Origin of the sequence: Crateriforma spongiae, assembly GCF_012290005.1 — a bacterium.
In the GTDB taxonomy this organism is placed as follows: domain Bacteria; phylum Planctomycetota; class Planctomycetia; order Pirellulales; family Pirellulaceae; genus Crateriforma; species Crateriforma spongiae.
This window is the reverse complement of the sequence record NZ_JAAXMS010000002.1, coordinates 77,299-90,788: the sequence shown is the minus strand read 5'-3', so window position 1 is coordinate 90,788 and position 13,490 is coordinate 77,299. Positions and strand designations below refer to the sequence as shown.

The 13,490-nt window shown below is 57.6% G+C and carries 14 protein-coding genes; 3 read left to right on the top strand and 11 right to left on the bottom strand.

Going from position 1 to position 13,490, the window contains the following annotated elements; translation table 11 throughout:
* Positions 1 to 71: 71 nt before the first annotated feature.
* Complete coding sequence (locus HFP54_RS04545) at positions 72 to 860, bottom strand: ABC transporter permease (protein WP_206036056.1); 789 nt, start codon at positions 858 to 860, stop codon at positions 72 to 74.
* A gap of 135 nt (positions 861 to 995) precedes the next feature.
* Positions 996 to 1,805, bottom strand: coding sequence for an ABC transporter permease (locus HFP54_RS04540; protein ID WP_146411011.1), 810 nt, complete (start codon positions 1,803 to 1,805; stop codon positions 996 to 998).
* A 349-nt stretch (positions 1,806 to 2,154) separates the two neighbouring features.
* On the opposite strand from HFP54_RS04540, the gene HFP54_RS04535 reads away from it, so the two are divergent.
* Entirely contained in the window at positions 2,155 to 3,099 is a 945-nt protein-coding gene (locus HFP54_RS04535; protein WP_235951274.1) for an alpha/beta hydrolase, read from the top strand.
* Between the two features lie 29 nt (positions 3,100 to 3,128).
* Here HFP54_RS04535 and HFP54_RS04530 read toward each other — a convergent pair whose 3' ends face one another.
* The 9 genes from HFP54_RS04530 to HFP54_RS04490 all read right to left on the bottom strand — a co-directional run bounded on the left by HFP54_RS04530 (position 3,129) and on the right by HFP54_RS04490 (position 10,250).
* Entirely contained in the window at positions 3,129 to 3,941 is an 813-nt protein-coding gene (locus tag HFP54_RS04530) for a FliO/MopB family protein (RefSeq protein ID WP_168564252.1), read from the bottom strand.
* Positions 3,942 to 3,981: 40 nt separating this feature from the next.
* Complete coding sequence (gene fliN / locus HFP54_RS26110) at positions 3,982 to 4,497, bottom strand: flagellar motor switch protein FliN (RefSeq protein ID WP_315853846.1); 516 nt, start codon at positions 4,495 to 4,497, stop codon at positions 3,982 to 3,984.
* Between the two features lie 163 nt (positions 4,498 to 4,660).
* The gene (locus tag HFP54_RS04520) at positions 4,661 to 5,215 is read right to left on the bottom strand and encodes a dihydrolipoamide acetyltransferase (protein ID WP_146411016.1); all 555 of its coding nucleotides are present in this window, start codon (positions 5,213 to 5,215) and stop codon (positions 4,661 to 4,663) included.
* A complete protein-coding gene (locus HFP54_RS04515; RefSeq protein ID WP_168564251.1) occupies positions 5,215 to 5,991 on the bottom strand; it encodes an OmpA/MotB family protein in 777 nt (258 codons plus the stop codon). Before HFP54_RS04515 ends, HFP54_RS04520 begins: the two co-directional genes overlap by 1 nt.
* A 3-nt stretch (positions 5,992 to 5,994) precedes the next feature.
* A complete protein-coding gene (locus HFP54_RS04510; RefSeq protein WP_145302639.1) occupies positions 5,995 to 6,756 on the bottom strand; it encodes a motility protein A in 762 nt (253 codons plus the stop codon).
* A gap of 136 nt (positions 6,757 to 6,892) precedes the next feature.
* Entirely contained in the window at positions 6,893 to 7,120 is a 228-nt protein-coding gene (locus HFP54_RS04505) for a flagellar FlbD family protein (RefSeq protein WP_146411022.1), read from the bottom strand.
* A gap of 202 nt (positions 7,121 to 7,322) precedes the next feature.
* Positions 7,323 to 8,021 carry a hypothetical protein gene (locus HFP54_RS04500; protein ID WP_168564250.1) on the bottom strand — a complete coding sequence of 233 codons (699 nt, stop codon included), beginning with the start codon at positions 8,019 to 8,021 and terminating at the stop codon, positions 7,323 to 7,325.
* Between the two features lie 40 nt (positions 8,022 to 8,061).
* The gene (thiO, locus tag HFP54_RS04495; RefSeq protein ID WP_197136010.1) at positions 8,062 to 9,216 is read right to left on the bottom strand and encodes a glycine oxidase ThiO; all 1,155 of its coding nucleotides are present in this window, start codon (positions 9,214 to 9,216) and stop codon (positions 8,062 to 8,064) included.
* A gap of 152 nt (positions 9,217 to 9,368) precedes the next feature.
* The gene (locus tag HFP54_RS04490; RefSeq protein WP_168564249.1) at positions 9,369 to 10,250 is read right to left on the bottom strand and encodes a TIGR04282 family arsenosugar biosynthesis glycosyltransferase; all 882 of its coding nucleotides are present in this window, start codon (positions 10,248 to 10,250) and stop codon (positions 9,369 to 9,371) included.
* Positions 10,251 to 10,648: 398 nt separating this feature from the next.
* Here HFP54_RS04490 and HFP54_RS04485 point away from each other — a divergent pair, with 398 nt between their 5' ends.
* Both HFP54_RS04485 and HFP54_RS04480 read left to right on the top strand, forming a co-directional pair.
* A complete protein-coding gene (locus HFP54_RS04485; RefSeq protein ID WP_146411028.1) occupies positions 10,649 to 12,253 on the top strand; it encodes a serine/threonine protein kinase in 1,605 nt (534 codons plus the stop codon).
* The gene (locus tag HFP54_RS04480; RefSeq protein ID WP_168564248.1) at positions 12,253 to 13,473 is read left to right on the top strand and encodes a lysophospholipid acyltransferase family protein; all 1,221 of its coding nucleotides are present in this window, start codon (positions 12,253 to 12,255) and stop codon (positions 13,471 to 13,473) included. The genes HFP54_RS04485 and HFP54_RS04480 overlap by 1 nt, the downstream gene beginning before the upstream one ends.
* The last annotated feature ends 17 nt before the right edge of the window (positions 13,474 to 13,490 follow it).

The following is a 13,490-nucleotide window of genomic DNA, read 5'->3' as shown; positions in this document are numbered from 1 at the left end:
TTAACCCGCCCGGCCGGCGTCGGTGTCGGATGTGGCGCCGCGAATTTCGGAAATTTTGTGGCGCCCCACGCTCAGCTACTGGCGCTGCGGTAACTGCCCAACGCCCGCCGAAACACCCACCGGCTGCCCGCCACGCTGACCAAAGTCGCCACCAACGCCCAGCCGACCAGCCACCATTGATCGCTGGTTTCCGGATTGACGGGCTGGGCCAAAATGCGGGCCGGTACGTTGACAACCACCAGCACGGGAATCACGAAAGTGAACAAACCGTACAGCGTGGTGCCCCAACCGCGGTTGTAGATTTCCATCGGATAGCGGCTGAAGTTCGTGATGTAAAACCAAAAGTTGTACAGCGTTTGATTTCGTCCCAGCCATACGCTGGTCGCGCTCAGGCAGATCATCAGGCTGTACATGATCACCACACCGCAGCCGCAAAACAGGACGTACAGAACCACGGACAAAGCCGACGGTACCAAAGGATCGGTCTCGTGATGAGCCAAGCGGTACAACGCGACTGCGGCGATCACCAATCCCGCCGCAAAGTTCGAAAGCGAACTCCAGCTGACTTTGCGGAATGAGATCAGGAACTGTGTATCGATCGGTTTCAGCAATGCGAAATCCAGACCGCCGGTGCGGATCAATTCACTGAATTCTTCCGCATTGGGCATGAAGAACGCTTGGACTAAGCTGTTGATGAACCAAGTCGTTGCCAGGAACAAAAAAAATCGGTCTTGATCCCAACCGGTGCCTTCGCCGATTGTCGGTGTGAACTGAAAGATGATCAGATAAAACCCGACATTCATCAGCGTCCAGCCGATGCTGCTGACGCAATCCAAGATGAAGTTGGTGCGGAACGTCATGTCGCGAATCAGGCTGTTCCGCGCGAACGTCGCAAAGACTTTTGAGTAGGAAGGATTCACGTCAAGGTCGACCGATGGCAATGGACAAATGGGGTGAGGCGTTCTGCATGCAATGCCCCGCCAAAACAACTTGGTTCAGCCGCCGTACCCGCTGTAGCGTTCCAGGCCGCGCGAATAGGCGAAGCGACAGACCAAGATGAAAAACGTCAACCAAGCCGCTTCGACCGCCATCTCCAGCGGCAGTTGGTCGTCCGGAATCTTGTTCAAAAACACCGCGGCCGGGAAATAGGCCAAGTACTTGAACGGCAGAAAACGCACGACTTGACCCACACCGTCGGGAAGCAGCGTCAGCGGAAACATGTGGCCAGACAAAAAGAAGCTGAACAGCATGAAGACGAACAGCAGCGACGTGACTTCCAGAAACCAAAAACCAATCATTCCGATTGCAGCTTCCATGAAAAAACCGATCAAAAACCCCATGATGAGGCTGCCGACGAAGGCTGCCAGCACGTGGGGTTCAGGCCAACCGTCGACGAAGTAACCACGACACAGATAAAAGACGAAGGCGAACGGTGCGATCGCCACGGCGTAATAGGCGATCTTGTGAGCGACGCGATTGAGCAACAGAAAACTGATCAGATCGATCGGTTGAATCAGATAACGCTTGATTTCACCATCTCGGATCTGACGTGCGATGCCCGATGCCAGACCCGGCATGCTGCTGAACGCGCGGGCAATCATCGTCAACAAGTAATAGGCGACGATGTCTCGAAATCCGAAACCTCCGATCTCTGTTGCATCATTGCCATCCGCGCTGCCGATCGCATCAAAGACCGCAAACCACAGAAAAATCTGGGTGATGATCGGCAGGAAACGCATCAACGTTCCCAATGCGAAATCGCCACGATAAACCAGGCGTTCAGCCAGCGCGGTCGAAAAAATCATCCGCCACGTCGCAAGGCGTTGGCCCCACGTTGGTGGCGGCAGGGAAACCCCGGCATCAGCAAGCGTCGTGGAAGACAATGCGATAACCTTTGATGGTGACTGCGGGAGGCAAGATTCAAAGCGACGCGCCGATCGCGGCGGTGTTTTGTAGCCAAATGGGCCGATGTCGTTAAGGTCCGCCCGACTGTGCACCACCCTGCCCTGCCCCGCGAGGTTTGATTTCACCAGTGGTGTTCATGCCACTCCCGTCAGACCCCAGTTGCCAGTCCCCCCGTGACGCGAGGCGGACGGCCACCCCGGCCAATCCGTTCATCACGCACCCACCCCCAACCTTAAGAGAGAAGCCCGCATGAAGTCCTGTTTTGAACGTGTTTGTCCCACAGTCCAATTCATGGTGGCCATGTTGGTCACGATCATTGCCACCGGAGGAACGGAGTCCGCGTGCACGGCCGACGATGAGAATTCGTCGCAGCGTCAGGTCATGGATTTGTGGCCCGACGGGGTTCCCGGCGCAACGCAAACCGGCGACGGCGATGTCCCACAATTGATCGTCACCCACGCAGAATCCCAGAATGCTGTGCCGGCCGTCGTGATCCTTCCCGGCGGTGGCTATCGCGGCCGAGCAATGGATCACGAGGGCTATCAGATCGCGGATTGGTTTCGATCGATGGGGTTCACTTCAGCGATCTGTACCTACCGTGTTCGTGGTCAGGGGAACGATGGAAAAGGCTATGGGCATCCCTATCCGATGACCGATGCCCAACGCGCCATCCAGACGGTTCGCGCCAATGCGAAAGAATGGAACGTGATCCCTGACAAGATCGGAGTGATCGGTTTCAGCGCGGGCGGCCACTTGGCGTCGACCGTTTCAACACACTTCGCTGACACCAATGTTCAGCAAGGCGACCACATTGCGGAAATCAGTTCACGACCGGACTTCAGTATCTTGTGTTACCCGGTGATCGCCATGGGTGTGGATTTCACTCATGCCGGAAGCCAGCGGAATTTGTTGGGCACCGATCCCGATCCGAGATTGGTCACGCTGATGAGTAATGACAAACAAGTCACGGCGCAGACGCCGCCCACATTCCTGTTTCATACCGCTGCCGACACCGTCGTGCCGGTGAAAAACAGCTTGGTTTACTATCAAGCCTGCGTCGACCATGGCGTGCCGGCTGAAATGCACGTCTTTCCCGAAGGCCGACACGGAGTGGGGCTGGCGAAGGGAATCTCCGGTGCATCGGCTTGGCCGGAATTGTGCCGAGATTGGTTGCAGCGCATCGTGAAGAATTGACGTGCGTGGGGCTCGCCGACCAGATGCGATCAAGCAGTGGCAAACAGACGGCCGCGTGATTGCGTTGCCGGGGCGGCTTGAGCGTTGGTCGGCGATATTCCGCCGGGCACTTCGTGTGGGCTTCCGGCAAATCCCTGTCCAAGCGGCTGGGTTTCAAACGACTTCAGCGTTTGCATGAATTCGTTTTTGGAATTACCGGTGCATGCGGCGCAAAGCATGCGGACTTCATCGGGATCGGTGATTTCCGCCAGAGGGCTTAGGCCGGCACTGCTTTGCGATAACACCAGTACCTTCGAACCACAACGCACCAGACAGATGCGATGACGGGCATCGATTGCGGTGCTGCCCAGCGGGGTCAGGACTTGTTGTGGCAATTCGCCGCCGCCACGCGATGTTGCGCCGAAGCGTCGGGTGAACCAAACAAACCCGGCAAACAGCCCCAACACGATCACCAGACTGGTGCCGGTGGTGATCAACGGTGCGGGGATCGATGCCGTCGATTTTTCATTGGGGTCGCCAAAGGATGGGGCCGTGTCCGCGTCTTGACGCAGGGCCGGAAAACCGCCAGTCCGTGCCACGATGCGTGTGTCGGATTCCGGTTCGCTGGGCGATGTCGAATCAATTCCCAGCCCATCTTCGGACGGGATCTGCATCGCCCGGTTCGCGGTCACTGACGTATCTTGTTCATGGACCGCATATTGATCATGGACGGCATAGTGCGATTGGGCCTGGGCCGTTCGGGGTGCCGTGACAAACGAGCCACAGCATGCGATGACTGTGGCGATCACGGGGACGACGCCACGGCAACGAGAACGTTCGGTGGGCTGTGTCGGTTGCGTCATGGCGAAAGATCCTTTCTTTTCCCCAGAAATAGCCCGTAGGTCAGACTCCGACCAATTCGGTGACACGAACACAAAAGTTGTCGTTCATCACCAAGACTTCGCCGCGGGCGATCAAGCGTCCGTTAACGAACACGTCGACCGGGTCGCCGGCCAGTTTGTCCAAGGCGACGACGCTGCCGCTGCGCAATTGCAGGACTTCGTCCAAACGCATTTCGGTGCGTCCAAGCTCGATCCGCAGGTCCAGTTCCACGTCACCCAACAGGTCGACGCTTTGCCGATCCAGTTCGCCCGGGCTGTCCTGAAGCGGGTCCAGTTGAAACGGTGCGGGTTCAGCGTCGGCCGATACCGGATGATTGACCGCTTGATCCAATCCACCGGAAGCTTCGGCCAACAAGCGTTCGATATCGTCCGTGCTGAGGTTGTCCGCGGCACCGGGGCCGTCGGCGGCACCCTGTGTCGGGGCATCGGTGATCGGATCGACGGCAGCATCGGTCGCAGCCGACGCATCGGCGGCGGGCGCATCGTCGGGTTTGGGTTGACCGGCGTTTTCAGACACGATGTCGTCCTTGCATGGTGCCGCGATGGTGTTGATCCGTCCCTGTCACGATCGACCGGGGCCCTTGGGTTGAGCGGGCCGCCGCAACCCGGTCGCCGAGTTTCACGCATCGACGTCCGGCCGTCGGCACAGCCCCGGTGTCGCGTGGCGGCGACGTTCCGAACTACTGTTCACGCAGCTGGTAATTGTGGAATCCCACCCCCAGTAACAGGTCTTCATCCAACAAGTGGTTACATGTCGTCAAAATTCGTCGTTGTAGCAAGGCCAGTTGGTTATCTTTCAGTTCCGTCAGCTCGCTGTTGCGGATTTTCATTCGGATCGCGTGCCGCAGACGCCCCTGTTTGGATTCAAACTCCTTTTCCATCTTTTCCAGGTTCTTCTTGCGAATCAGACCGAACAGCGTGATTTCGACCGTATACATTCGCTCGGTGTCGATGGGGCTGAAGGTTTCACCGAAATCACCCAGATTGAATTCGATGCTTTGGTTTTCATCGTATTCCTGTTTCACGGTTTCTTCCTGACCTTCCTGGACGGATTCGATCAGGCTTTGTTCGGCCAAAGCGCTGACTTCATCGGCGCTGGGAACCAGGAAAAAGAACATGCCCGTTTCCACCATGACGACCATGGCGACAAAGGCCACGATCAGTCCGATGTTGCTGCGTGGTTTTTGCGGAGCTTCGTTGACTTCGTCTGCTTTGGATTCGTCGGTGTCTGCCATCAGATCGACTCCGAATTAGAAGTGGAATATTCGTTGCGGCCGCTGCGTCGTTCTTCCTCGGTTCCGTGAAGGTCGTCCACGGTTTCGTCCAACAGAAAGACTTCCACCCGGGGGTTGCGTGACGTGGCCGCATTGCCGGCGCTGTTGTGCATCGGTTCGGTGCCCCCGGCGGTGGCGATCCGAAACCTTTCGGCTTCGATGCCTTCTTGTTCGATCAGGTATCGGCGGACCGCGTTTGCCCGATTGAAACCCAGTTCCATTGCCTTGCCCGTACCACGTGTACGTGCGGCGAATTCGGATGACGTGTGCCCACGGACTTCGATCTTTTGTGGTTTGCCACGCAGTTGTGCGGCGGCTTCCTTCAAGATCCGCTGCGCCGTCTTGTCCAGTTCATCGGACCCCATCGGGAAAAAGATCACCGAACCAACCGCGGTCATTTGGCCGGGGCGGACGATTCGAACGTGCGGGTCTTCACCAGTCGGTGCCTTTTGTGGCACGCCACCCTTGGCGGTGTTCTTGTTCTTGGCGCGGCCGACGGTCGACAGGACGGAAAAGTTTGATTCCCGCGGCTTTGATTCGCCTGGCGTCAGCGCTTCGATCGTGCGTTGATAGCCAAAGGAACGCTGCATCGAATCGACCAGCGCCTGATAGGTTTCTTCTTCTTTGATTTCACTAAGGGACACCAACATGATGAAGAACGTCAGCAACAGACTCATCATGTCGCCGAAGGTCACCACCCACTCTGGGATGCCCATTTCTTCCGGTTCTTCGTTCATGGATTACTCCAGGGTGCGTTCTTTGGCCGGAAGGAAAGTTTGCAGTTTTTGGTCGATCGCACGCGGGCTTTCGCCACTTTGAATCGCCATCACACCGCGGATCGCGATCTCCATCGTGACCATCTCGTTTCGACTGATCAGTCCCAGTTTTTCCGCGAACGGACTGAAGAAGACGTTGGCGACGATCGCCCCATACAGCGTCGTGATCAGTGCCACCGCCATCCCGGCACCGATCCCTGACGGATCACTCATGTCTTGAAGCATCATGATCAGCCCCATCAACGTTCCGATCATCCCGTACGCCGGTGCGAATCGGCCTAACTGGTCCATGATGCTCTTGCCTTCGCGATGGCGTGTTTGCATCGCTTCGACCTCGGTCCGCAAGACTTCTTGAACGACCTCAGGCGTGCTGCCATCAACCGCCATCTGAATGCCTGTCTTCACCAACGGGTGATCGATTTCGGCAATTTGCGACTCCAACGCCAGCAATCCATCACGACGTGCCGTTTCCGCCAGCTTGACGATCTGTTCGATCAGCGTGCGGCGGTCTTCGCCCTTATTCAGCAACACCTTCAACGCGATCATCGGCGATTTCAGCATGCTGCCCAGTGGGAAGCAAATCAGTGCGGCGGCGATCGCACCGCCGACCACGACCATCACCGAAGGAATGTCGCAGAAGGCCGACAGCGGCGCGGTTCCCAATAACATCGAACCGATGATCAGGCCGATTGCAAGCAACAGGCCAATCAGGCTGGCTATGTCCATGGTTTGTGTCGCAGTGCGTTAGTGAAGGGATCTTGAATGGAAACGGTGGTTCGGGCTTCGCAAAAAGCGTCCGGCATCGTCGCCGGCGGTATCGGTTGGTGGCCTCAAGCCATGTCGGCTGTTTGGAACCCAAGGCCTAGTGCGTTGGCGATGGCATCGGCGTGGGCGTGACGGCCGGTTTCCAAAAATGTTTTTGCTGTTGGTAGTGCACGGCCCGGTCGATGACTTCGTCCATCGTTTCATTGACCACCAAGCGTTCGCCGTTGATCAACGTGATGAACGTATCGGGTCGGGTTTCGACGTAGCGGATCAGTTCGGCATTCAAGACGAATGCTTCGCCGTCCAATCGCGTCAGCTTGATCATTTGGAAAGTTCCCCCTGCCCCGATGCGGAATCTTGGTTCGCGGATTCGTGCAGTAAAAGCTAGGACACGACGCACGCACGCGACGGCGGTTGCAAAAAAGAAACGGCTGACGCCGTAGGAGCGTCAGCCGTCTGGCGGCGTCATCATCGGTACATTGGTCCCAATCGATAGGACCTGAACCCGTTGAGGGCATTGGCAATGGTCACAGCCGCACGGGGCGGTACAAATCCAGGTCACCACGTCCGGCAAGAATCGCAAAAATCTGGACGATGCGTCGCCGCTGGGCCAACAAAGCGTCACCGGCGGACGCTTGGTCGCCTGAATCGATTGCAAACCAATATTCGGTGGGCAACGCAAATTTAATCGGCAGTTCCCCCGCGTCCGGGGTCACGATCACTGCTTCGCATTTCTTGGTCGTGCCGTCGGCGAACGTCACCAGGAAATCCGGGGGCAACTGATCGGCGTCAACGATTTCTGAATCTTCGGAGACGGGTTCTTCCTCCGGATCGGGTTCCACGGGAACCTGATCGATCGATTCGACGGCAGAGATCACCAGCCGGTCACGCAACAGATCGGTTTCGGTCAGCGCGGTCAAAAAATCATCGATCCATGCCGACGCGGTGGTTGGCAACGTGATGTCCAATTCTTCCGACCTTTGGGCACGTAGCGCCGATTTGGCCAACGGTGACAGACATTGCTCCGGTGCAACGGGAAGTTCGTCATCGATGGACGATTGCCAAAGACCGGCAATCCCTTGGGAATCGCCCAGGGTGACATCGTAGCCCAGGAAGCGTCCATACAACGCCGCTTCGATCCCGGTCGGTCCCGCACCCAAGACGACAATCGTTCCCGGTGGATCCAGTGTCATGGATTCATCATCGATCGGATCAATTTTGGTCATCAGTGGGTGGACACCTAGAAACGTGTGATTGGTGGGCGGACTATGCCGTGTTGGCCAACTGTTTGCCGACGCGAAAGTCGGCCACATCCAACATCGGCGTTTTGGACTGGACAATATCGGCAACCAATTCGGCGGTGCCGAAAGCCAGATGGATCCCGCTGCGAAAATGTCCCGTGGCGACCAAGACGTGCTTCGATCCCGGCAAAGGGCCGATCATTGGGAAACCGTCAAACGTCAACGGACGCAGCCCGGACCACGTCCGTTCGATTTGCGCGTTCTGCAGCGGAGGGCACAGGTTATACGCGAACTGTTTCAATTGATCGATCGCCCGATCAGTGGTCGACAGATCAAATCCCACTTCTTCTTCGCACGATCCGACCAGGGTTCGCCCGTCGTCGCGACACAGCAGATAGCGATGCCCGATGTTGATGACTGAACTGAGCAACGGTTGTGGCGTCCGCATCAGCACAATCTGCCCGCGGACCGGCACGACACTGTTGCGCAGTCGCTGGTCCGGCAGCAAACGCCCGGCCCAGGCGCCGTTGCAGACGATCACTTTGTCGGCGGTGATGGTTTCGTCATCGGCCAGGTGCACGTTGCCCGTTTCCGGATCGATCTGATCGACCGCACAGAATTCTCGCAGTTCGACACCGGAGGATTCGCAGGCGGATCGTAGCGCCTTCAACAAACGAGGCGGGCGAATCTGTTCCTCCCCCGGTGCGAACCAGACGCCCGCATCGGGATGTCGCGTGCACCAGTCGGACAATGCCGGTTGCCGCGATGCTAGTTCGTCAGGAGAGATCGACTGGCATTCGATCTGCATTTCGTCCCAGTAGTCGGCCGTGCCGATCATCGCCGCCTTTTCGCCAGGGGTGTCGGCCAAGTAGTAACCTCCACACCGACGGTACCCACAGTCGATGCCGGTGACCTTTTGCAACCGATCGCACCACGGTGCGATGCGACGGTGGCTGAACCCCCGCAATCGGTCCAGCGGGTCGACGGCAGTGTCGAACTGATTGGGCGGAAGAATCCCGCCCGCGGCCCAAGACGTTCCCTGGCCGATCGCACCTTGGTCCAACACGGACACCCTTAGGCCGCGGTTGGCCAATTCCCATGCGACGGAAAGCCCGATCACACCGCCGCCGATGATCAGATGATGTGGCGAAAGAAGCTGTCGATGGTTCGAATCGTTCACGGCAAAAGGGCTCGATCGATGAAGTGGCAAAGTAAACGGATTCTTCCGCCGACGGGACGGCATCCTGCTTCCGTGACGTGATCATTCCGGGGAATCAACCGCGGAACCTGACACCACGCAAACGACGGTCCGACCACAAGACAAGGCGGGGATCACACGGGGGGATGCGGCGGCAACAGCTGATCCAATCGTTGACGTAATCCATGCAACTCCGTTCGCTTGGTGGTCCGCAATTGATCACGCAATCGATTCAGATCTTCGATCGTGTCGACGTCGTCCTTCAATTCCAACATGCCGATCGCCAGACCGTTTTGGTTCGCGTTTCGAAGCGTCAGTGAAAGGACCTTGTCGCTGCTCCAGGGAATGTTGGCAAACAGGGAATCACAGCGTGGCAATGCTTCGGTGCGGATGCCCAACAGGTAGTAACCGCCGTCGGAGGCCGGACCGATGACCAAGTCGTTTCGACCCAGGTGGTCGATCGCCTTGCGGATGGTGTGGTGCGATACTGTTGGGCAATCTGACCCGATGACCAGCACGGCATCGGACGGGGGCGTGCTGTGGGGCACTGTCCGATCGGCGGGGTGCGTTTGATCAGAACCGTCGGTGCCGGAGACATCTTTCGGCAAGGACGTTCGGTCTGCGGCATCACAGGAATCAAAACCATCGGCAGCCTCGTAAAACCAGTGCCGCACGCGTTCGCCCAAGTCTTCCCCTTGCTGCGTCGTCCAGTCCCAGGGGCCGGTGATCGACTGCATCGCCTGGTCCAGCATCGTTGCGGGGGAAAACACGATTGACCGAGATAGATCTGCCGAGCTTTGTTGGTCACTGGGGCGGAATCGAGATCCCAGGCTGTGGCACAAATGTTCAAAAAACGTTCTGTACACGTTGGCGGCCACATCGTCGCCCAGATCGGAGGCCAGGCGCGTTTTGACGTTTCCGGGTGTCCAGTATTTGGCAAACATTCCCAGACGGATTCGCCCGAGAGTTACGGTGTCGGACGTCGGCCCGTCGTCGGGGAATGCATCACGGGGCATAGGTTCAGGTGGGCTCGGAGATCGAGGTCGGGGGTTCGGGATCGTTATTGCATCCTTCGGTCGCCGAAAACGGACCGGGCCGGCGCCGATAATGCTGGTCTAGACACACGAAAGCTGGGGCGGTTTTTCCCAAGCCATCACCATGTGGTCGATGAATCGCTTCCGCACGATGTGGGGGACGGCGGCGGGCTGCCGTGGGGGGCGTCCTGATTGGGGTGTTTTTCGAGTCGGCGTGACCGTTGCAATCGGCTTGTGGGGTGCGACAGGATCGACAATTGTGAACCGGGGATGTGTAATCGGTGACCCGTTCGGCTATCGTAAACTTAGCGACGCATCGCAAAGTGTGGTATCTTCCCCGCCAACCGAATATCCATGATGGGGATCGAAGCTAGGCACCCATGCCTGATTTGACGTCAGAACGTTTCGTCGAATTCGTCCGAAAAAGTCATTTGGTGGACGAACCGGCGCTCGACAAACTGCTGGAGAAAGTCCGCGCCCGATGTGGTGGTGATTTGCCCCAGGATCCGCGCAAGCTGGCCACCGTGCTGGAGACCAAGGGCCTGATCACGTCCTGGCACAGCGAAAAATTGCTGGCCGGCAAATACAAGGGATTCTTCCTGGGCAAATACAAACTGCTGGGCCACATCGGCACCGGCGGGATGAGCAGCGTGTACTTGGCCGAGCACGTTCGCATGGCGCACCGGCGTGCGATCAAGGTGTTGCCCAAGAAACGCGTGGACGATTCGTCCTATCTGGCTCGGTTTCAATTGGAAGCCAAAGCGATCGCATCGCTGAACCACCCGAACATCGTTTCGGCGTATGACTTGGATAACGAAGGCGATGTGCACTACATCGTCATGGAATACGTCGATGGGTTGGATCTGCAGGCTTTGGTCAAACGCGATGGCCCGCTCAGTTTCGCCATCGCCGCGGATTTGATCGCCCAGGCCGCCGAGGGTCTGGAACACGCGCATGAAAGCGGTGTGATTCACCGTGATGTCAAGCCGGCCAACTTGTTGCTGGATCCGAACGGTCGTGTGCGGCTGTTGGACATGGGCCTGGCTTTGGTCGCCGCACAAGACGAAGAATCGTTGACGGTTGCCAACAACGAAAACGTTTTGGGAACCGCGGACTATCTGGCGCCCGAGCAAGCGTTGGACAGCCACGGGGTTGATCATCGTGCGGATATCTACGGGCTGGGCTGTACGCTGTACTTTTTGTTGACCGGCCGACCGCCGTTCAGCGATGGCACGTTGGCGCAGCGAATCGCCAAGCACCAAACGGAGATGCCCGAATCGATCAAGAAGCATCGATCTGACTGCCCCGGCGAACTGGAAGGCATCGTTTGGAAGATGATCCAAAAGGAAGCGAAGTATCGCTATCAAACGGCGGCCGACGTCGCCGAAGCGCTAAAAAAGTTCGCCGCAAGCATTCCCAAAGGTGAACCGGTCCATGCCGGTGGCGGCCCCGGGTTGCACGGCGGCGCTGGTTCTTCCGCGTCCAGGTCTGGTGGTAGTAAAAGGTCTTCGTCCTCGGGAACAGGTGACACGGTCACCAACAAAAACGACGACACATTGACCAGCAGCCGTTCCAAGCTGGCCAGCACCGGTGGCCTTAGCAGCGGTGACAGCGGACGCTTGGTCGACATCAAACCCAAGATCGCTCCGTCGGATTTGATGGACGGCAGTTTTCTGGATCTGGAAATTGAATCCGGCTATCGCGGCGGCAGCAAGATCCTGGAACAAAAGGGTAATCGGCCTCAGGGCAGCAGCATTGTTCGCCGATCACGCCCGGACAGCGATCTGCGTTCGATCACCGAAGCGGCCCGTCGGTCCGTTGCCACACGACAAGAAAATTCGTCGGTCGGAAAGTCGGTACGAAAACGCTCCGGCAATCCCAAACAACGCACCGGAATGGATCCACTGTTGTTTGGAACTCTTTTGGCGACATTGTTCGCCGTTGCCCTGGTTATCGGATACGTATTGGCTAGGACGCTAAACTAATGACCGTGGTCCTGTCACGGCCCTACGAATTTATCCCGCCGCACCGGGGGGACCGATGGCCAAGTTTTATCCAAGCGTTTCGGTTGATCGATTGGCACCTGCGACGCAAGGAAGGGGTGGTCGAACACGAGTGCCGCAATTTGGACGCGTTTCGTGAGGTGTTGGACAGGCGCGAAAGCGTTTTGTTGACGCCCAACCATTGTCGCTATGCGGACCCCATTGTGCTGGGCTGGCCGGCGCGTGTGGTCAAGACGCATTTGTATGCCATGGCGTCCTGGCATCTGTTCAATACGACGTCGTTCGAATCTTTCGCGCTGCGTCGCATGGGCGCGTTCAGCATCAATCGCGAAGGCAATGACAAACAGGCGGTCGACAAAGCCATTGAATACTTGGTCGAAGGCAAGCGTCCCTTGGTGGTGTTCCCCGAAGGCACGACGAACCGAACCAACGATCTATTGAAACCGCTGTTGGATGGTGTTGCGTTCATCGCGCGGCGTGCGGCAAAGAAACGTCAAAAACAGGATGGCGGCAATGTCGTCGCGTTGCCCGTTGCACTGAAGTATCTGTGCTTGGACGACATCGAATCTTGGGCAGATCACCAACTGGGGCGATTGGAATCACAGTTGGGATGGCATCAGGCAGGACGTCGCGACATCATCGGGCGAACGATGCGTCTGGTGGAAGGCATGCTGGCCCTGAAGGAAATCGAGTACACCGGAACATCCGCATCCGGGCCGTTACCCGAACGCCGCGATCGTTTGATGCATTTTTTGCTGGACGATGCGGAACAGAAAATGGAAATGACGTCGCCGTCCGCATCCGACGTGCGAGAACGTGTTCGCAAGATTCGCAGCCGCGTGGTCGGACACTATTTTTCCTTGTCCGAAACCGAGATGCAGTCACAGCGACCGTCCTTGTTGCAGATTGCCGAAGAAGCGGATTTCGCACAGAACCTGCTGTCGTTTCCCGATTGCTATCTGTGGCCCGGCGAAATCACGGACACGCGGATTTTGGAAACGATCCAGCGGATCCAAGAATCCATTTACGGCAAAGCCGACCAGACGATGCGTTTGAAGGTGATTGTGGAGTTCGCCGATGCGATCGAGGTGTCCGACCAGCGCCCGCCTCGTGGTGAAGCCGATCCTCTGTTGGAATCCATCCGCACCAGCCTGTCCGGCATGTTGGATCGTCTTTCCGGGGAAGCACGTTTGATCGGTTAAGACCCGCCGCTGAGGCT

Coding starts and splice junctions, on each gene's coding strand:
- HFP54_RS04545 (WP_206036056.1), bottom strand. CDS start 860: ATGACGTTCCGCACCAACTTCATCTTGGATTGCGTCAGCAGCATCGGC.
- HFP54_RS04540 (WP_146411011.1), bottom strand. CDS start 1,805: ATGATTTTTTCGACCGCGCTGGCTGAACGCCTGGTTTATCGTGGCGAT.
- HFP54_RS04535 (WP_235951274.1), top strand. CDS start 2,155: ATGAAGTCCTGTTTTGAACGTGTTTGTCCCACAGTCCAATTCATGGTG.
- HFP54_RS04530 (WP_168564252.1), bottom strand. CDS start 3,941: ATGACGCAACCGACACAGCCCACCGAACGTTCTCGTTGCCGTGGCGTC.
- HFP54_RS04520 (WP_146411016.1), bottom strand. CDS start 5,215: ATGGCAGACACCGACGAATCCAAAGCAGACGAAGTCAACGAAGCTCCG.
- HFP54_RS04515 (WP_168564251.1), bottom strand. CDS start 5,991: ATGAACGAAGAACCGGAAGAAATGGGCATCCCAGAGTGGGTGGTGACC.
- HFP54_RS04510 (WP_145302639.1), bottom strand. CDS start 6,756: ATGGACATAGCCAGCCTGATTGGCCTGTTGCTTGCAATCGGCCTGATC.
- HFP54_RS04505 (WP_146411022.1), bottom strand. CDS start 7,120: ATGATCAAGCTGACGCGATTGGACGGCGAAGCATTCGTCTTGAATGCC.
- HFP54_RS04500 (WP_168564250.1), bottom strand. CDS start 8,021: ATGACCAAAATTGATCCGATCGATGATGAATCCATGACACTGGATCCA.
- HFP54_RS04490 (WP_168564249.1), bottom strand. CDS start 10,250: ATGCCCCGTGATGCATTCCCCGACGACGGGCCGACGTCCGACACCGTA.
- HFP54_RS04485 (WP_146411028.1), top strand. CDS start 10,649: ATGCCTGATTTGACGTCAGAACGTTTCGTCGAATTCGTCCGAAAAAGT.
- HFP54_RS04480 (WP_168564248.1), top strand. CDS start 12,253: ATGACCGTGGTCCTGTCACGGCCCTACGAATTTATCCCGCCGCACCGG.